We start from the raw sequence: 18,259 nt of genomic DNA, 5'->3' as shown, positions 1-18,259 counted from the left end.
AAGTGGAAGAGTAAAAGTTGCCGGATTTCAAAAGGATGCAATCAAACCTTCAAAAAGGCGCGGTTTACTGTCTTCCAGCGCCCCTTTATAATAGATCGATTAAGGATTTTGCTTTGCTGTGCCGCCGCGGGTGCAGCAGGGAAACTCCCAACTTAGCACGTTCAAAAGGCGGATCCCAATGCTGCGAATTGCCGAAGAAGCCCTCACGTTTGATGATGTTCTGCTGGTACCCGGATATTCCGAAGTTCTCCCTCACGAGGTCAGTCTGCAGACTCAGCTGACCCGGGGAATTACCCTCAATATCCCTTTGCTGTCGTCAGCAATGGACACGGTTACTGACGCCGAGCTGGCCATTGCCATGGCTCAGGAAGGCGGCATCGGTATCATGCACAAGAACATGACGGTTGAACAACAGGCAGCAGCCGTTCGCAAGGTCAAGAAATTCGAGAGCGGGGTGGTCAAGGACCCCATCACGGTCGCCCCGGATACCACTGTCCGTGAGCTGGTGGACATCACCATGGCGAACAGCATTTCCGGTTTGCCGGTTGTTGACGGCAACGACCTGGTCGGTATTGTTACCGGTCGCGACATTCGGTTCGAGAGCCGCATGGAAACGCCGGTCCGGGATATCATGACGCCGAAAGACAAGCTGGTAACCGTGCAAGAGGGTGCCAGCCTTGATGATGTGAAGGAGCTGCTGCACCGTCACCGCATCGAGAAGGTGCTGGTGGTCAACGACAATTTCCAGTTGCGCGGTCTGATTACCGTCAAGGATATCCAGAAGGCCAAGGACTATCCGCTGGCCTGCAAAGATGACCAGGGTCGGCTGCGTGTCGGGGCTGCGGTGAGTACTGGCGGCGACACTGAGGCGCGTATCTCGGCACTGGCTGAAGCCGGCGTGGATGTCATCGTGATCGATACCGCCCATGGCCATTCCCGGGGTGTCATCGAACGTGTTCGCTGGGCGAAGCAGAATTTCCCGGAAGTTCAGGTGATTGGCGGTAACATTGCCACTTCCGACGCCGCGATTGCGCTGGCAGATGCCGGTGCGGACGCGGTCAAGGTCGGTATTGGTCCGGGATCCATCTGTACTACCCGTATCGTCGCCGGTATCGGTGTCCCGCAAATTTCGGCCGTTTCCAACGTGGCCGCGGCACTGAAAGACCGGGGTGTACCGCTGATTGCCGACGGTGGTATCCGATTCTCCGGTGATATTGCCAAAGCCATCGCCGCTGGTGCCCACAGCGTTATGATCGGCAGCCTGCTTGCCGGCACCGACGAAGCGCCGGGTGAGGTTGAGCTGTTCCAGGGGCGGAGCTATAAGGCGTACCGCGGCATGGGCTCCATTGGCGCGATGGGGCAGGGCTCCAGCGACCGCTATTTCCAGGATGCCAGCAAGGGTATCGAGAAGCTGGTCCCAGAGGGTATTGAAGGGCGCGTTGCCTGCAAAGGGCCCATGAGGAACATCGTTCACCAGCTCATCGGTGGTTTGCGCGCTTCCATGGGCTACACCGGCAGCGCCACCATGGAAGAGATGCGCACCAAGCCTGAGTTTGTGCGCATCACCAACGCTGGTATGCGTGAGAGTCATGTCCACGATGTGACGATCACCAAGGAAGCGCCGAACTACCGTATCGGTTAATCACTGCCTTATCTGAACGCGGCTCCCCTGAGCCGCGTTGTTTGTTTCTGCCCCGAGGACTCCATGGCCCAGAATATCCACGACCACCGCATCCTGATTCTCGATTTCGGTTCCCAGTACACCCAACTGATTGCGCGACGGGTTCGCGAGATCGGCGTCTACTGTGAAATCAAGGCGTTCGATATCACTGACGAAGAGCTTGATGATTTCAACCCCAAGGGCATCATCCTCGCTGGCGGTCCCGAATCAGTGACCCAGCTGGGTGGCCCGCGTGCTCCGGAAGGCCTTTTTGAACGAGGCATTCCCGTACTCGGCATCTGTTACGGCATGCAGACCATGGCGGAGCAGCTCGGTGGTCGGGTGGCCAGCTCTGAAAAGCGTGAGTTCGGCTATGCCCAGGTGAAGGTCCGCGCAGAAGGGCCGTTGCTCCAGGACATTACCGACCACCTGACGGGCACTGGCGATTCTCTCCTGGATGTCTGGATGAGCCACGGAGACAAGGTGGTGGTCATGCCCGAGGGCTTTGAGCTCCTGGCCTCGACCGAAAGTGCACCGATTGCGGCGATGCAGGATCTGAGCCGCAACCTTTATGGCGTTCAATTCCACCCGGAAGTGACCCACACCCTTCAGGGCAAACGCATCCTTGAGCACTTTATCCTCAATATCTGTCAGTGTGAGGCGCTCTGGACGCCGGCGAAAATCGTCGATGATGCCGTGCGTCAGATCCGCGAACAGGTTGGCAACGACAAGGTCCTCCTGGGCCTGTCAGGCGGTGTTGACTCTTCGGTAACTGCGGCGCTCCTGCATAAGGCGATTGGCGAGCAGTTGACCTGCGTGTTCGTGGACAATGGTCTGTTGCGGCTGCACGAGGGCGATCAGGTCATGGATATGTTCGCCAGTAACATGGGCGTCAAAGTCATTCGGGTGGACGCCGAGGATCTGTTCCTGTCCAAGCTGAAGGGCGTGGATGATCCGGAGCAAAAGCGCAAGATCATCGGCAACACCTTCATCGACGTGTTCGACGAAGAAGCGACGACCATCAAGGATGTGAACTGGCTGGCGCAGGGGACCATCTACCCCGACGTCATCGAGTCAGCCGCCTCCAAAACCGGTAAGGCACATGTCATCAAGTCCCACCATAACGTCGGTGGCCTGCCGGAAACCATGAAGTTGAAGCTCGTGGAGCCTCTGCGGGAGCTGTTCAAGGACGAAGTTCGCCGGATCGGTCTTGAGCTGGGTCTGCCTTACGACATGGTTTACCGCCATCCATTCCCGGGGCCGGGTTTGGGTGTGCGTATTCTGGGTGAGGTCAAAAAAGAGTACGCGGATATCCTGCGCCGTGCCGACGCGATCTTCCTGGAAGAGCTGCATCGGGCTGACCTTTACCACAAGACCAGTCAGGCATTTGCCGTGTTTCTGCCAGTGAAGTCCGTAGGTGTGGTGGGCGACGCCCGACGGTACGAGTATGTCGTTGCCTTGCGTGCCGTCGAGACGATCGACTTCATGACTGCGCGCTGGGCTCACCTGCCGTACGACTTGCTGGAAACCGTCTCCAATCGGATTATCAATGAGATAACCGGGGTTTCCCGGGTGACGTACGACGTCTCGTCAAAGCCACCGGCAACCATTGAGTGGGAGTAAACCGGCGCGCATGGATCCACTGTCCGAGCCAGTTGCGGCTGACGAGCGCTGGATGGGGCGTGCGCTGGAATTAGCGGCACAGGCAGCGAGTCTTGGCGAGGTTCCGGTTGGGGCTGTCGTAGTGCTAGACGGACGGGAAATAGGGGCGGGTTTCAACGCCCCTATTTCAGGGTGTGATCCCACTGCCCATGCTGAAATCCGGGCCCTTCGGGATGCCGCTGCCCGGGTCGGCAATTATCGTTTGTCCGGTGCTACGCTTTATGTAACGCTTGAGCCTTGTACCATGTGCGTTGGCGCCATCGTTCATAGTCGCATCAGTCGCCTCGTGTATGGTGCTCCGGAACCCAAGGCCGGTGCCGTGGAGTCGGCGCGGCGGACGCTGGAAGAGCCCCATCTCAACTGGGACGTGGCGGTGGTTTCCGGGGTGCTTGGCCGGCGTTCCAGTGAGATGATCAGCGGCTTCTTCAGCGCACGACGGAAAGAGATCCGGGAAAAGCGTAATCAGTCTTCAGGGAAGGAGTAACATTACCCATGAAAGTTCTAGTCACCGGCGGAGCCGGATATATAGGTAGCCATGTTGTGCGCCAGCTGGGTCAGGCAGGGCATGACATCATTGTCTTTGATAATCTTTCGACCGGCTATCGCTGGGCGGTCACAGCCGGGGAGCTCATTGTTGGTGATCTGGCCGATGAGGCAGCCATCGAGGAAGTCTTTGCCAGCCATCGATTTGATGCGGTATTGCACTTCGCTGCCAATATCGTGGTGCCCGAGTCCGTAGCCAATCCTCTCAAGTACTACAGCAATAACACCCGTAATACGCTGAATCTCCTCAAAGCGGTGGAACGACACCAGGTTCCGTACATGGTGTTTTCCTCAACAGCGGCGGTTTATGGCATGCCGGATGAAAGCGTGCTGACGGAAGATATGCCGCTGGCGCCGATCAACCCCTACGGCGCCTCCAAGATGATGAGCGAGCGGATGATCATGGATCTGGCCGCTGCTTCTGACCTGAATTACGTAATCCTTCGTTACTTCAATGTGGCGGGTGCAAACCCCGACGGCTTGCTGGGCCAGGCAACGCCGGAGGCAACTCACCTGATCAAGGTTGCCTGTGAATGCGTGACCGGCCAGAGAGAGGGAATGAGTGTGTTTGGCACGGATTACGACACCCGTGACGGTACCTGCGTTCGCGATTACATTCACGTGGAAGACCTTGCCAAGGCCCATGTGATGGCGCTCGACTATATGGCTCGGGGCGGAGATTCGAAGGTGCTGAACTGCGGTTATGGTCGAGGATTCACGGTCAATGAGGTGATTGATGTGGTCAAGAAGCAGTCTGGCGTCGATTTTACGGTCACCGAGACCGGGCGTCGTGCCGGGGACCCTGAGGCCCTGATGGCTGATAACAAGCGGATTAAAGAGACCCTAGGCTGGACGCCGGATTACGACAATCTCGACACCATCGTCGGGACCGCGCTGGCCTGGGAAGCCATCTGGCAGAAAAGAAAAGATCTCCCGAGCTGAGATCTGACATTCGCCCCTTAACAGTATCAGGATTGATTGGATGAACATTACGATTTTTGGGACCGGGTACGTTGGTTTGGTGACAGGCGCGTGTCTCGCTGATGTAGGGCATCATGTGCTGTGCATGGATGTCGACAAGGCCAAGATCGACAAACTTGAGAATGGTCAGATTCCCATCTATGAGCCCGGCCTCGAAGCGATCGTTAATCACACCGTGGAGGCAGGGCGGCTGGCCTTTACAACGGACACCGAAAAGGCGGTCAGGCACGGCACCCTCCAGTTCATAGCGGTAGGTACGCCCCCCGATGAGGACGGGTCTGCAGACCTGCAGTATGTCACCGCGGTTGCCCGGGCCATCGGTCAGTACATGGATGACCACAAGGTGGTGGTGGACAAGTCCACCGTGCCGGTGGGCACCGCCGACAAAGTCCGGGCGGCTTTGCGTGCGGAGCTGGACAGTCGGGGCCTGGAGCTTGAGTTTGACGTGGTGTCGAATCCTGAATTTCTCAAGGAAGGGGCGGCAATTAATGACTTCATGAAGCCCGACCGGATTGTGGTCGGCACCGACAGCGACAGGGCGGCGGACCTGTTGCGCGAGGTCTATTACCCCTTCAACCGGTCTCGGGACCGGATGATTTTCATGGATGTTCGGTCGGCGGAGCTAACCAAGTACGCGGCCAACGCCATGCTTGCGACCAAGATCAGCTTTATGAACGAGATCTCCAATCTCGCCGAGCGCCTGGGCGCCGACATCGAAGCGGTTCGTCAGGGGATTGGCTCTGATCCTCGCATTGGCTACCACTTTATTTACCCGGGTTGCGGCTACGGTGGCTCCTGTTTTCCCAAAGACGTTCAGGCGCTCGCCCGCACCGCCCGCGACTGCGATTACGACGCCCGGCTGCTAAACGCGGTGGAGTCGGTAAATTACGCGCAGAAGCATGTTCTGTTCGACAAGATCTCCCATTACTTTCGGGGTAACCTTAACGGGAAGGTCGTTGGGTTGTGGGGGCTGGCTTTCAAGCCCAACACCGATGACATGAGGGAAGCCTCGTCGCGTACGCTGATGGAAGATCTGTGGAAAGCCGGCGCCACAGTCCAGGCTTTCGATCCCGAGGCAATGGAGGAAACTCAGCGCATTTATGGTGATCGCGACGGACTGACGCTTTGCGGAACTAAAGAGCAGGCCCTGAAAGGCGCAGATGTTCTTGCGATCTGCACGGAGTGGAAGGAGTTCCGCTCCCCGGACTTTGATGGGGTTGTTGCAGCACTGCGAGAGCCTGTCGTATTCGATGGCCGGAACTTGTACGAACCCGAAATGCTTGAGCGCTATGGCCTGATTTACTACGCCATAGGGCGGGGCAGAAATCAGTTTCATACGGTGTGATTATGAGCCAGGTGGCGGAGTTCCAGCTTCACGAACGGTTGGCGGCGGATACCATTGATCTGAGCCGTAGCCAACTATGTGACATTCGCCTGATGAACGATCGCACCTGGCCCTGGTTGCTTCTGGTGCCGGCTGTGGGTGGTATCCGGGAAATTTTTGAGTTAAGTGATGAGCAGCAGCAGCGGCTGATATACGAGTCGTCAGTCCTGAGTCGCGGCATGATGGAATTGTTCTCGGGCGACAAGATGAACGTGGCCGCACTTGGCAACATGGTTCCCCAGCTTCACCTGCACCACATTGTCCGCTTTGAAGGCGATCCGGCTTGGCCGGGGCCGGTCTGGGGCGTGCAGCCTCCGGTGCCCTACAGCGAAGACGAGCTTGAGGTGGCCAGGGAGCGGCTGGCTCCGGTTCTGGCGTCGTTGGCGTAGCCAATGAAAAAAGCCTCTCAAGAAGACTCTGAACCTCCTAGCTTTTTTGTGGTGCCTTTCTGCGGGCCAGCGTCTGCGATCCAACCAGAATCATCCTCAGCTCCGTTTTAAGCTTCACCTTTAACTCGTCCCGTTCCTTGTGGGTCGCGTCCAGTGCTTCTGCGCCCTGATTGAATACCAGGGTAACCATGGCTTCAGCTGCCAGTCGCGAATCCGACAGTGGCTTGCCCTGTTCCTCGGCAACGCGGTGAAGGTCGTCCGCAAGCTCCGTTACGAAGTGGTCAATCTCCGCCTTGATCGCGGTTCGGAAGGGCTTGGAGACGCCGGTACGCTCCCGGAGCATCAGCCGGAAGAGGTTGGCGTTATTGCCAAGGTATTCCATAAAGGTTTCCACGGACGTGGAAATGGCGCTTCCGTCCCGGGCAATTCGCTTTCGAGCCTGGCGCATCAGCTGGCGTAGAGCCACGCCGCCCTCGTCGACCAGGGCAAGGCCCAGTTCGTCCAGTTCCGAGAAGTGGCGGTAGAACGAAGTCGGGGCGATTCCGGCCTCCCGGGCAACTTCCCGCAGGCTCAGGCTGCCAAAGCCCCGGTCGGCGCTCAGCTGTGCCAGGGCAGCATCCATCAGGGCGCGACGGGTACGAAGTTTTTGCTCGGCTCTGGACGACAAGGTAGGGCTCCATCAACTGCGTGAACGGGGCATTCTAGCGGGCTGTTGTCGGTGAGTCATCCGGCTGCGCGGAGCGCCGAGATTGACGCCTGATTTTCAGCGCCATTGTGTTTATAATGGGCGGCTTTTCCAGTATGGTCGCCACGTCTTTTTTGCGGCCCAATTTTGAAGCACAGTAAGCCATGCCCGCTTGCTTGGCAGACATTAAGCACACATCAGATACAACGGGAACCGGTATGCGCAGTCATTATTGCGGTGGGATCAACGAATCCCACATCGATCAGGAAGTCACTCTCTGCGGATGGGTACATCGCCGCCGTGACCATGGTGGTGTCATTTTCCTTGATCTGCGGGATCGGGATGGCATCTCCCAGGTGGTTGTTGATCCAGACACCCCCGAAAGCTTTGCCCTGGCGGAAAAAGTTCGCAGTGAGTTTGTCATCCGGGTCACTGGCCGGGTTCGTCGTCGTCCTGCGGGCACCGAGAATAGCAACATGCCGACAGGTCAGGTTGAGTTGTTGGGTAAGGAACTGAATATCCTGAACGCGGCGGCCACGCCGCCGTTTCCCCTGGACGAGCATGTGGATGTGGGCGAGGACGTGCGCCTGCGTTACCGGTTCGTGGACCTGCGACGTCCGGAAATGATCAATCGTTTGCGGTTCCGTTCGCGTGTGACCAGTTATATCCGGAACTACCTGGATGGCAATGGATTCATGGACGTGGAAACTCCGATCCTGACCCGTGCCACGCCCGAAGGCGCCAGAGACTACCTGGTTCCCAGCCGCACTCACGAGGGTTCCTTCTTTGCGTTGCCCCAGTCGCCCCAGCTGTTCAAACAGTTGCTGATGGTGTCGGGCGTTGACCGGTATTACCAGATCGCCAAGTGCTTCCGTGATGAGGATCTCCGTGCCGATCGCCAGCCGGAATTCACTCAGGTGGATATCGAGGCTTCGTTCATCGATGAAGAAACCTTGATGGGCCTGAATGAGGACATGATCCGCTCCCTGTTCAAGGATGTGCTCGACGTTGAGCTGCCAAGCTTCCCTCGCATGCCTCATTCCGAGGCTATGCAACGGTATGGTAGCGACAAGCCGGATCTCCGTATCCCGTTGGAGCTGATTGATGTTGCGGATCTGGTCGAGAGTGTTGACTTCAAGGTCTTTGCCGGTCCGGCCAAGGACCCGAAAGGCCGTGTTGCTGCGCTTCGAGTGCCGAAAGGCGGCGAACTGACCCGTAAACAGATCGATGACTACACGAAGTTTGTCGGGATCTACGGAGCCAAGGGGCTGGCCTACATCAAGGTCAATGATCTGTCCAAGGGTGTCGAAGGTCTTCAGTCGCCGATCATCAAGTTCCTCGGCGACGACGTCGCTCAGGCCATTATGGAGCGTGTGGGTGCCGAGGACGGCGATATTGTGTTCTTTGGCGCCGACAAGACAACGGTGGTTAACGAAGCGCTGGGTGCGCTGCGGATCAAGGTCGGCCATGACCTGGATATGCTAACCAGCGAGTGGGCGCCGCTGTGGGTTGTCGACTTTCCGATGTTTGAGGAAACTCCGGACGGCGGCCTGACCGCGATTCACCATCCCTTCACGGCGCCGTCCTGCAGCGCAGAGGAGCTGGCAGCCAATCCGGCAACAGCGCTATCACGCGCTTATGACATGGTGCTGAACGGTACCGAGCTGGGTGGCGGTTCTATCCGTATCCACGACGAAAAAATGCAGGAGGCGGTTTTCCGCATCCTGGGTATTGAAGAGGAAGAGGCTCGCGCCAAGTTCGGGTTCCTTCTGGATGCGCTTAAGTTCGGTTGCCCGCCACACGGCGGCTTGGCCTTTGGTCTGGATCGTCTGGTCATGTTGATGACCGGCGCGTCGTCCATTCGTGACGTCATTGCCTTCCCGAAAACCCAGAGCGCCACCTGTCTGATGACCCAAGCGCCGGGCGAAGTGGATGATCAGCAACTGCGCGAGCTGCACATTCGCCGGAGAAAATCCGCCAAGGCCGTGGAAGGCAACAAGGCAGAAGGCGAGAGCGCGGCAGGCGAGTAAATTCTTGAGAGCCGGGTGTGCGGCTGGTTTAGCGCGCCCCGGTGCTGGTGGGAGTTGTTTTATGGCTGGTCACAGTAAATGGGCCAACATCAAACACCGCAAGGCAGCGCAGGATGCCAAGCGGGGTAAAATCTTCACCAAGATTATCCGTGAGCTGACCGTCGCCGCCCGCCAGGGCGGCGGTAATCCTGAAGATAATCCGCGTCTGCGTGCGGTAATCGACAAGGCGCTCACAGCCAATATGAAGAAAGACACCATTGAGCGTGCCGTAGAGCGGGGCGCTGGCGGTGGTGATGACAGCAACTACGAAGAACTTACCTACGAGGGCTACGGTCCAGGCGGTGTTGCCGTCTTCGTGGAAGCAATGACCGACAACAAGAACCGCACGGTGGCGGAAATCCGACATGCCTTCAACAAGATGGGAGGCAATCTCGGTACCGACGGTTCGGTGGCCTATCTTTTCAGTAAGCAGGGTATCATCAGCTACGGTCCTGACGTGTCTGAGGAAAAGCTGATGGAAGCCGCGCTGACTGCCGGGGCTGAGGATCTCGCGGAACAGGAGGACGGTTCCTTCGAGATTGTGACTACGCCCGAGCAGTTTCTGGATGTTAAGGAATCGCTGGTGACTTCCGGACTCAAGCCAGACAATGCGGAGGTGACCATGGTGCCGGCCACCCGGGTTGAGCTGGATCGGGATGGTGCGGAAACTATTCTCAAGCTGATCGATACGCTGGAAGATCTGGATGACGTCCAGAACGTGTATTACAACGCCGATATTGCCGGCGACATCATGGACTCGCTCTGAGGCGACAGGGGTATCGATTTGGCGATCATTCTGGGTGTAGACCCCGGATCGAGGATCACCGGCTTTGGAATTATTCGCGCCGAAGGCCGCAGTATTGAGTATATTGATAGCGGCTGTATTCGGGTCGGCGAAAAGCCGATGGCGGAACGTCTGCAGACGATTTTCCACAGTCTTGGCACGCTCATCGGTGAGTACCGGCCTGAAGAATTCGCGATCGAACAGGTTTTCATGGCGCGTAATCCTGATTCTGCGTTGAAGTTGGGCCAGGCGCGTGGTGCCGCTATCGTCAGTGCAGCCAACAGCGGCCTGGCCGTTCATGAGTACTCCGCCCGCCAGGTCAAGCAGGCCGTAGTCGGCAAGGGTGGGGCGGACAAGTCCCAGGTACAACATATGGTTCAGGCCCTGCTGGCCCTTTCCCGTAAACCCCAGGCTGATGCCGCCGATGCGCTTGCCATTGCCCTCTGCCATGCGCACATGAGCCAGAGCGTATTGAGGGTCGCCGGCGTAGGAGGCAAGGTCCGCAGCGGGCGCGTACGAGAACAATAACCCGCTCTCAGGAGCGACAGGAGATTCCCTTTGCTAGGTCGTATCCGAGGATTACTGATTGAGAAAGCGCCTGGTCAGGTATTGGTGGAGTGTGCCGGACTGGGTTACGAAATCGATATCCCGTACACCACCTTCTTCCACCTCCCTGAAAACGGTCAGGAAGTGACCCTTCATACCCATTTCGCTGTCCGGGAAGATGCTCAGCACCTCTACGGTTTCGCATCGCGCCTGGATCGGGACCTTTTCCGGCTTTTGATCAAGGTAAATGGCGTCGGTCCCAAGTTGGCCGTCGGTATCCTCTCGGGACTGGATGCCCAGCAATTCATTCGCTGTGTTGAAGCACGTGATGCCAATGCCCTGGTCAAGCTGCCGGGCGTTGGCAAGAAAACCGCCGAGCGCCTGCTTATTGAAATGACCGATCGGATAGGGCAACTTGAAGGTCAGTTTGTGCCCGCGTCGCCAGAGGCGACAGGAGCGGGCGTAACCGGGCAGGAGCTGCCGGTGAGAGGCCAGGATCCTAGAGATGAGGCTGAAGCGGCTCTCATTGCCCTCGGGTATAAGCCCCAGGAAGCTGCCAAGGTGATCAGCAAGGTCGCCGAGGAAGGTATGACGAGTGAAGCGCTGATCAGGCTCGCCTTGCGTAATATGATTCCAGCTTGACCATAACTGGTTAATATGCCGCCAATATGGTGTCAAACCTGTAGAGAGCGTAACGTGACACCCATTGGACTGTTTGTACAATTGGGGCAACGATTTAACTCCGACGCAAGCGCTAAGGCACGATGTTGATTCCTCACAAATGGATGATGCCATGATCGAATCCGACCGACTGATTTCAGCCCGGGCCGGTGAATACGAAGAGGTGCAGGATCGGGCGATTCGTCCTACCTTACTGTCCGAGTACGTCGGCCAGCCCTCGGTGCGTGAGCAGATGGATATTTTTATCTCTGCAGCTCGTGGTCGTCAGGAAGCGCTTGATCATGTGCTGATTTTCGGCCCGCCCGGTCTCGGTAAGACGACGCTGGCCAACATTATTGCCAATGAGATGGGCGTATCCATTAAAACGACGTCCGGGCCGGTACTGGAAAAGGCGGGCGATCTCGCCGCCATGCTCACCAACCTGGAAGAGGGCGATGTTCTCTTCATCGACGAAATTCATCGCCTGAGTGCGGCGGTCGAAGAAGTCCTGTATCCAGCGATGGAAGATTATCAGCTGGATATCATGATCGGTGAGGGACCGGCAGCGCGCTCTATCAAGCTGGACCTGCCGGCGTTCACGCTGGTGGGTGCCACGACCCGTGCGGGGTTGCTGACGTCTCCATTGCGGGACCGATTTGGCATTGTCCAGCGTCTTGAGTTCTACAATACCGAAGATCTTACCCACATCATCTTGCGGTCCGCCCGTTTGTCGACCGTCGATATCGATGAAGCGGGTGCTTTTGAAATTGCAAGGCGGTCCAGGGGGACGCCCCGTATCGCGAACCGCCTGCTGCGTCGCGTGCGCGATTTCGCTGAGGTCCGTTCCGACGGGCACATCAGTTCGGATATTGCAGATCAGGCGCTGAACATGCTCAAGGTAGACAGTCAGGGGTTTGATCACATGGATCGTCGCCTGCTGCTTGCCATGATCGAGAAGTTTGACGGTGGCCCGGTTGGGGTCGAGAGCCTCGCCGCCGCAATCAGTGAAGAACGAGGCACCATTGAGGATGTGCTGGAGCCCTTCCTGATCCAACAGGGGTACATGGTTCGAACGCCTCGGGGGCGCATGGTTACCTCTAATGCTTACCAGCATTTCGGTGTGGTGCCGCCAAAATCCGGTCGGGAGGACGATCTTTTTGGCTGAGCGGCAATCGAATGGTGCTTTTGAGTTGCCAATACGTGTCTATATTGAAGACACGGACGCCGGTGGTATCGTCTTCCATGCCAAATACCTTCATTACATGGAGCGAGCACGTACCGAGTGGGTGCGTAGCTGCGGGGTGGGGCTGCGAGCCGGTCTCGCTGACAACATCAGCTATGTTGTACAGCGTATGAATATTCATTACTCGGTGCCGGCTCGTCTGGATGATCAATTGCTGGTCACCGCTGAGCCTGTAGCCTTTGGCAGGGTATGGATGGACTTTAAACAAAGGGTCCTCAGGGCGGACGACCGAGCACTGCTGTGTGAGGCGGATGTGCGCGTGGCGTGTGTGGCGCTGGATAGCGGCCGTCCACGCCGGTTACCCGAGAACATGCAGGCGTTGTTAGTCAACAACGTTCAGACAACAGAATAAGCCAGGAGCAAAAGGTGGAATCAGAAGTTTCAGTCTGGTATCTCGTGTCCAATGCCGGTGTGCTGGTGCAACTCGTTATGTTGCTTCTTGCCCTGGCATCCGTCGTTTCCTGGGCGCTGATTTTCCAGCGTCTCCAGGTCTTCCGCAAAGCCAGGCAATCCCAGTTGGCCTTCGAGGAGCGGTTCTGGTCGGGTATGGATCTGGGCCAACTCTATCGCGAAGTCAACGCCGAACCGACCCCGTTCTCCGGCATGGAATCCGTGTTCAGGGCCGGTTTTAAGGAATTCTCCCGTCTGCGCCAGCAGAGCCGTGATGCGGATGCTGTTATGGAGGGTACGCAGCGGGCCATGCGGGTTGCTTTCTCAAGGGAGCAGGAGCGCCTGGAAACCCATCTGCCGTTTCTGGCAACGGTCGGCTCGACCAGTCCTTACGTGGGGCTGTTCGGTACCGTCTGGGGCATCATGAATTCGTTCCGTGGTCTGGCCCAGGTGCAGCAGGCTACCTTGGCAACCGTGGCGCCGGGTATCTCGGAAGCGCTCATTGCGACGGCGATGGGGCTTTTTGCGGCCATTCCCGCGGTCATCGCCTACAACCGTTTCTCGGCCATGTCCGATGCGCTCCTCAAAAACTACGAAACCTTTGCCGAGGAATTCTCCAGCATCTTGCATCGTCGCGTTCATAACAGCGAAAAGAGTGCGGCGTAAATGATTGTTTCTGGTAAAGGTCGGAGGGTAGCGCGATGAAGGGCATGGGGATGATGCCACAGCATCGGCGAAAGCCGATGTCAGAGATTAACGTCGTACCGTACATTGACGTCATGCTGGTGCTGCTCGTGATATTCATGGTCACCGCCCCGATGCTGACTCAGGGTGTAAAGGTGGATCTGCCGGAAACAACCTCAGACCCAATTCAAGCCGATAAGAACGTCGAGTCGATTGTGGTGTCTATAGACACCAATGGCGCCTATTACGTCGAAGTGGGGGATAAGGGCAGTGACCCGATGTCCCTGGGTGAGGTTCGCGAGCAGGTCGGGAAAATTCTTTCCCAGCGTGCCAACGGCGAGATTCTGGTGCGTGGTGATGAGCACGTGGAATATGGAACGGTGGTCCGCCTCATGGCGGAATTGCAGGGTGCGGGGGCAAGCAGTATCGGCTTGATTACCGAAGCGCCTCTGGACGACAAGTGACATCAGTGCGGGCAGGTTTGTTGTGATAGGTCACGAGCGTGAAGTTACCAGCACTGGCGTTCCGCCCTGGAAATCCCCGGTTGCATTGTCGGTAACCCTGCATCTGGTGATTATTGGCGTTGCGTTGGCGGGTTGGACCTGGAGCAGTCCGGATCACGAGCCGCCACCCCGGAGTATTTCAGCCCGGTTGATCACTCAGCAGCAACCGGAGCCCAGTCCAATTGTGGAACCGGTTGACCAGCCTGATCGTGAGGAAGAGAGGCGTCAGGAGGAGCAGAAACGCAAGGCAGAGCAGAAGCGTCAGGAAGAGGCTCGCCGGGAAGCCGAACAGAAGGCCCGCGAAAAAGCCGAGCGCCAGGCCAGAGAGGAAGAGCGCAAACGCCAAATCGCCGAACAGCGTAAGAAGGAAGAGGCCGCCCGGGAAAAAGAGGCCGCCCGCCAGAAGGCCGAGGCAGAAGCCAAGGAGCGGGAGCGCAGGAAGGCGGAGGAAGAGCAGCGTAAACAGGAAGAGGCTCGGCGCAAGGCGGAAGAAGAGAAGCAGCGCCAGGAAGAGCAGCGAAAGCGCGAAGAAGCCGAGCGCAAGAAGCGCGAGGAAGAGGCGCGGAAGGAGGCTGAGCGAAAGCGGCTCGAGGCCGAACGCCGATTGAAAGAGCAGCAGTTGGAAGCGCTGGCCCAGGAGGCAAAACAGGCGCAGGAAGCGGAGGCACGCAGGCAGGCACAGGCGGCTGCAGCCAGAGCACGCGAAGCGCAGATGCTGACAGAGAGCGAAAAGTATCAGGCGCTGATCCGGGAGCGTCTCAGTCAGGCCTGGTATCCGCCTTCCTCGGCGACCGAAGAGATGACGGCGCGCCTTCAGATTACCTTGCTGCCAACCGGCGAGTTGGCGGGCGTTAAACTGGTAGGTAGCAGTGGCAATACCGCGTTCGACAACTCGGCGCTCAGCGCAGTTCGCTCGCTGAACCGTTATCCAATTCCGGATGAGCGAGACACTTTCGAGCGGTATTTCCGTCAGTTTACCATTGAGTTCAACCCTCGCCGGTTGAGATAAGGAAGGGATGACACAATGACACAGCGGGTTTGGACTATGCCGTTACGAAAACTCTTTGCAGTGATCACTCTGGCCGTTCTGGTGGCGAACTCTGCACACGCGGAACTGCTGATCCGCATCACCGAAGGCGCGGACGCTGCCATTCCGATTGCCGTCGTGCCGTTTTCAGAGAGCGGTGCTGTGCCTCCGGGCGATAAAGTCGGGGACATTGTCCACAGTGATCTGGCCATGAGCGGTGAGTTTAGCCCATTGCCGGCTGAAAAAATGCTGAGTCTTCCGTCCAGGCGTGAAGAGGTCTTTTTCCGGGATTGGCGTCTGCTTGGCCAACGTTACGTCCTGGTTGGTGGCCTTACCCGAACGGGTGACCGGGTCTCTGCTCGGTACGAACTGTTTGATGTCAATACGGAAGAGCGTCTGCTGGGTGAAACGGCCGCCGCGCCGGTCTCGAATATAAGGTCTCTGGCTCACCACGTAAGCGACAAGGTGTACGAAGCCATCACCGGAGTACCCGGAGCTTTTTCCACAAAGCTGGCATACATAACGCTGGACAGGTTCAATGGCAAGCCCCGCTACCGGTTGCAGGTAAGCGACGTGGATGGCAAGCGTGCCAGAATCCGGCTGGAAAGCCAGGAGCCAATTCTGTCGCCAGCATGGTCGCCCGACGGCAAGAAGCTTGCGTACGTTTCCTTTGAAACCGGAAAACCGGTCATCTTCGTCCACGAGTTGGCAACCGGGAACCGGACCAAAGTGGCGGATTTCCCCGGGCTGAATTCGGCGCCAGCCTGGTCCAATGACGGCAGATCATTGCTTATGACCCTGTCCAAAGACGGGAATGCGGAAATCTACCGGATGAATCTGGCAAGCCGTCAGTTGACCAAGGTAACCAATCACTGGGCCATTGATACCGAGGCGAGCTGGGATCATTCCGGTGACGGCCTTTTCTTCACGTCCGACCGGTCCGGTGGGCCCCAGATCTATTACAAGAAAAGCGAGAGTGCTGCGCCCCGGCGTATTACCTTTGGCAGCCGCTATAACGCACGCCCCCGGCCTGATAATACCGGCGACTTTGTCTATTACGTGCATCAGCGGAACAGCGCATTTCACATTGCCCGAACGAATCTTGAAAGCGGTGAGGAAACAGTTCTCACCCGTACAGAATCCGATGAATCCCCAAGTGTGTCTCCAAACGGTCGAATGCTGATCTATGCAACCAAGCAGGGTTCAGACAGCGTGCTCACGGTTATTTCCGTCGATGGTGGTGCGGCTTACAGTCTGCCCGCCTCGGAAGGCGACGTGCGTGAACCGGCCTGGGGCCCGCTGGTGCGGTAACGGGAGCCTTCTGCTGCCCGTCAAATGATTCAGTAAACTAGTCAATCAACTGAAAGGAACGTTTTATGAAGTTGTCAGCTCAATCCAAGTTTTTTGCCGTTCTGCTGTCTGCTGGCCTTTTCGCTGGCTGTAGCTCTACCGGTGAAACCGTAGGCGAGGGTGCGTACGGTTCTGATGTGGACGCGATTGATCAGGAAGGTGGCTCCACTGTATACGGCGGCGGCGATCAGGATGGCGTATCCTCTTCTGCGATGACAGAAGAAGAGCGTATGGCTGCTCAGCAGCAGGCGGAACAGGAAGCTCTGCGCGATATCACGACGTTCTACTTCGATTTCGACACTGCCGAGATCAAAGCTGAAGCTCGTGACGTTCTGGTTGCCCATGCCCAGTTCCTGGCCAACAACCCCGGTCAGCAGGTGCGTCTCGAAGGCCACGCTGACGAGCGTGGAACCAAGGAATACAACCTGGCCCTGGGTGAGCGTCGTGCCAACGCCGTTCAGCGCTTCCTGGTTGTCAACGGCGCTTCACGTGGCCAGATGGAAACCGTAAGCTACGGTGAAGAAAAGCCGGCGGTCATGGGTTCGACTGAAAGTGCCTGGGCTCAAAACCGTCGTGTGGAGCTCGTGTTCGAGTAAACGCATCAGATGTCAGGAATGCCCATGAGAAAAAGACTCATGGCGGCAGTGATCCTCCCGTTTGCCCTTGGGCAAACGGGGGGGGCGCTGGCGCAATCATCCACGCAGGCTTTCCAGAACAGCAGTTCGGAAGCCCAGCGCAAGGCGAATAGCAGTCAGGCCACCGCCGAGCTGTTCTACATGATCCAGCAGCTCCAGGGTGAAATCCGGCGCCTCCAGGGACAGGTGGAAGAGCAGAAATATCAAATTGATCGGCTGAAAGAGCAGGGGCGAGATCGTTATATTGATCTTGACCAGCGCATCCTTGAGCTGTCGGAGAAAGTCGCTGAACCACCTGCAGCTCCGACCAGTGAGGGGGCAGCCAGCAGCGCCGGGAATACCGGTACACCGACCAGGGAGTATCGTCAGCCTGATGCCGAGGAGCGTAAGGCGTACGAGGCCATTCAGGATCTGATTCGGAATCAGAAAAACTACGATGAGGCGATCAGCCGCCTGTACGAGTTTATCGATCAATATCCGGAAGGGGATCTGACTGTTAATGCCTATTACTGGTTGGGTGAGGTATACCTGGTTAAACCCCAGTTGGAGCAGGCCAAACAGGCCTTCACCATTGTTGCAACGCGCTATCCTGATCATCGCAAGGCCCCGGATGCGGTCTACAAGTTGGGTGTCACTCTGGACCGGCTAGGCGAGAAGCAGGAAGCCAAGCGTCGAATGGAAAGTGTGGTCAGGGACTACCCGCAGAGCAGTGCCGCCAAATTGGCGCAGAAGTTTCTGGAGTCCTGAAACCACTATCAGGCCGTCATGGGAAAAATGTTGAGAAACCTGAGAAAAAAGGGTTGATCAACGCCAAAAAATCATTACTATATGCGCCTCGTTTGGGTCGTTAGCTCAGTTGGTAGAGCAGTTGGCTTTTAACCAATTGGTCGAAGGTTCGAATCCTTCACGACCCACCAAATTAGAAGTTCCGGAGTGTGCTGAGTCATTCCGGAATTGGTCAGGGTCAAGGCGCTGATCAGCAGTTACGGGTCGTTAGCTCAGTTGGTAGAGCAGTTGGCTTTTAACCAATTGGTCGAAGGTTCGAATCCTTCACGACCCACCAA

Annotated in this window: 19 protein-coding genes and 2 tRNA genes; 20 read left to right on the top strand and 1 reads right to left on the bottom strand. The window is 57.3% G+C overall.

Features of this window, described 5'->3' with window-relative positions; genetic code table 11:
- Window positions 1-178: 178 nt before the first annotated feature.
- From guaB to KZO34_RS02330, 6 genes are all read left to right on the top strand, one after another.
- The gene (guaB, locus tag KZO34_RS02355; protein ID WP_219473009.1) at window positions 179-1,642 is read left to right on the top strand and encodes an IMP dehydrogenase; all 1,464 of its coding nucleotides are present in this window, start codon (window positions 179-181) and stop codon (window positions 1,640-1,642) included.
- A gap of 63 nt (window positions 1,643-1,705) precedes the next feature.
- Window positions 1,706-3,283 (top strand): glutamine-hydrolyzing GMP synthase, encoded by a 1,578-nt coding sequence (guaA, locus tag KZO34_RS02350; protein WP_219473007.1) that lies wholly within the window; start codon window positions 1,706-1,708, stop codon window positions 3,281-3,283.
- A gap of 10 nt (window positions 3,284-3,293) precedes the next feature.
- Window positions 3,294-3,806: a tRNA adenosine(34) deaminase TadA gene (gene tadA, locus KZO34_RS02345; RefSeq protein ID WP_219473005.1), complete on the top strand. Its 513-nt coding sequence runs from the start codon at window positions 3,294-3,296 to the stop codon at window positions 3,804-3,806.
- Window positions 3,807-3,814: 8 nt separating this feature from the next.
- Window positions 3,815-4,807 carry a UDP-glucose 4-epimerase GalE gene (gene galE, locus KZO34_RS02340; protein WP_219473003.1) on the top strand — a complete coding sequence of 331 codons (993 nt, stop codon included), beginning with the start codon at window positions 3,815-3,817 and terminating at the stop codon, window positions 4,805-4,807.
- Window positions 4,808-4,847: 40 nt separating this feature from the next.
- Window positions 4,848-6,191: a UDP-glucose dehydrogenase family protein gene (locus KZO34_RS02335; protein ID WP_219473001.1), complete on the top strand. Its 1,344-nt coding sequence runs from the start codon at window positions 4,848-4,850 to the stop codon at window positions 6,189-6,191.
- Window positions 6,192-6,193: 2 nt separating this feature from the next.
- Window positions 6,194-6,619: an HIT domain-containing protein gene (locus KZO34_RS02330; RefSeq protein ID WP_219472999.1), complete on the top strand. Its 426-nt coding sequence runs from the start codon at window positions 6,194-6,196 to the stop codon at window positions 6,617-6,619.
- A 37-nt stretch (window positions 6,620-6,656) separates the two neighbouring features.
- On the opposite strand, the gene fabR is transcribed toward KZO34_RS02330, so the two are convergent.
- Window positions 6,657-7,286, bottom strand: a complete 630-nt coding sequence (gene fabR, locus KZO34_RS02325; RefSeq protein ID WP_219472997.1) for an HTH-type transcriptional repressor FabR — start codon at window positions 7,284-7,286, stop codon at window positions 6,657-6,659.
- Between the two features lie 236 nt (window positions 7,287-7,522).
- On the opposite strand from fabR, the gene aspS reads away from it, so the two are divergent.
- The 14 genes from aspS (at window position 7,523) to KZO34_RS02255 (ending at window position 18,258) form a co-directional block, all read left to right on the top strand.
- The gene (gene aspS / locus KZO34_RS02320; protein WP_219472995.1) at window positions 7,523-9,334 is read left to right on the top strand and encodes an aspartate--tRNA ligase; all 1,812 of its coding nucleotides are present in this window, start codon (window positions 7,523-7,525) and stop codon (window positions 9,332-9,334) included.
- A 61-nt stretch (window positions 9,335-9,395) separates the two neighbouring features.
- Entirely contained in the window at window positions 9,396-10,139 is a 744-nt protein-coding gene (locus KZO34_RS02315; protein ID WP_219472993.1) for a YebC/PmpR family DNA-binding transcriptional regulator, read from the top strand.
- A gap of 18 nt (window positions 10,140-10,157) precedes the next feature.
- Complete coding sequence (ruvC, locus tag KZO34_RS02310) at window positions 10,158-10,685, top strand: crossover junction endodeoxyribonuclease RuvC (protein WP_219472991.1); 528 nt, start codon at window positions 10,158-10,160, stop codon at window positions 10,683-10,685.
- 30 nt (window positions 10,686-10,715) lie between these two features.
- On the top strand, window positions 10,716-11,345 hold the full coding sequence (gene ruvA, locus KZO34_RS02305; protein WP_219472989.1) for a Holliday junction branch migration protein RuvA: 630 nt from the start codon (window positions 10,716-10,718) through the stop codon (window positions 11,343-11,345).
- Between the two features lie 151 nt (window positions 11,346-11,496).
- On the top strand, window positions 11,497-12,528 hold the full coding sequence (gene ruvB / locus KZO34_RS02300) for a Holliday junction branch migration DNA helicase RuvB (RefSeq protein ID WP_219472987.1): 1,032 nt from the start codon (window positions 11,497-11,499) through the stop codon (window positions 12,526-12,528).
- The gene (gene ybgC / locus KZO34_RS02295; protein WP_257900184.1) at window positions 12,521-12,958 is read left to right on the top strand and encodes a tol-pal system-associated acyl-CoA thioesterase; all 438 of its coding nucleotides are present in this window, start codon (window positions 12,521-12,523) and stop codon (window positions 12,956-12,958) included. Before ruvB ends, ybgC begins: the two co-directional genes overlap by 8 nt.
- A 14-nt stretch (window positions 12,959-12,972) precedes the next feature.
- A complete protein-coding gene (gene tolQ / locus KZO34_RS02290) occupies window positions 12,973-13,662 on the top strand; it encodes a protein TolQ (RefSeq protein WP_219472983.1) in 690 nt (229 codons plus the stop codon).
- Window positions 13,663-13,697: 35 nt separating this feature from the next.
- Window positions 13,698-14,144, top strand: coding sequence for a protein TolR (gene tolR / locus KZO34_RS02285; RefSeq protein WP_219472981.1), 447 nt, complete (start codon window positions 13,698-13,700; stop codon window positions 14,142-14,144).
- Between the two features lie 22 nt (window positions 14,145-14,166).
- A complete protein-coding gene (gene tolA / locus KZO34_RS02280) occupies window positions 14,167-15,192 on the top strand; it encodes a cell envelope integrity protein TolA (RefSeq protein WP_308318756.1) in 1,026 nt (341 codons plus the stop codon).
- A 36-nt stretch (window positions 15,193-15,228) separates the two neighbouring features.
- Window positions 15,229-16,521 carry a Tol-Pal system beta propeller repeat protein TolB gene (tolB, locus tag KZO34_RS02275; RefSeq protein WP_257900283.1) on the top strand — a complete coding sequence of 431 codons (1,293 nt, stop codon included), beginning with the start codon at window positions 15,229-15,231 and terminating at the stop codon, window positions 16,519-16,521.
- 65 nt (window positions 16,522-16,586) lie between these two features.
- Complete coding sequence (gene pal, locus KZO34_RS02270) at window positions 16,587-17,156, top strand: peptidoglycan-associated lipoprotein Pal (protein ID WP_219472978.1); 570 nt, start codon at window positions 16,587-16,589, stop codon at window positions 17,154-17,156.
- 24 nt (window positions 17,157-17,180) lie between these two features.
- Complete coding sequence (gene ybgF / locus KZO34_RS02265) at window positions 17,181-17,942, top strand: tol-pal system protein YbgF (RefSeq protein ID WP_219472975.1); 762 nt, start codon at window positions 17,181-17,183, stop codon at window positions 17,940-17,942.
- 94 nt (window positions 17,943-18,036) lie between these two features.
- Window positions 18,037-18,112: transfer RNA gene (locus tag KZO34_RS02260), tRNA-Lys, on the top strand.
- Window positions 18,113-18,182: 70 nt separating this feature from the next.
- Window positions 18,183-18,258: transfer RNA gene (locus KZO34_RS02255), tRNA-Lys, on the top strand.
- The last annotated feature ends 1 nt before the right edge of the window (window position 18,259 follow it).

Origin of the sequence: Marinobacter sp. F4206, from assembly GCF_019392195.1 — a bacterium.
Taxonomy (GTDB): Bacteria; Pseudomonadota; Gammaproteobacteria; order Pseudomonadales; family Oleiphilaceae; genus Marinobacter.
Note: the sequence above shows the minus strand (reverse complement) of the source record. Positions and strands in the feature narration are given on the sequence as shown.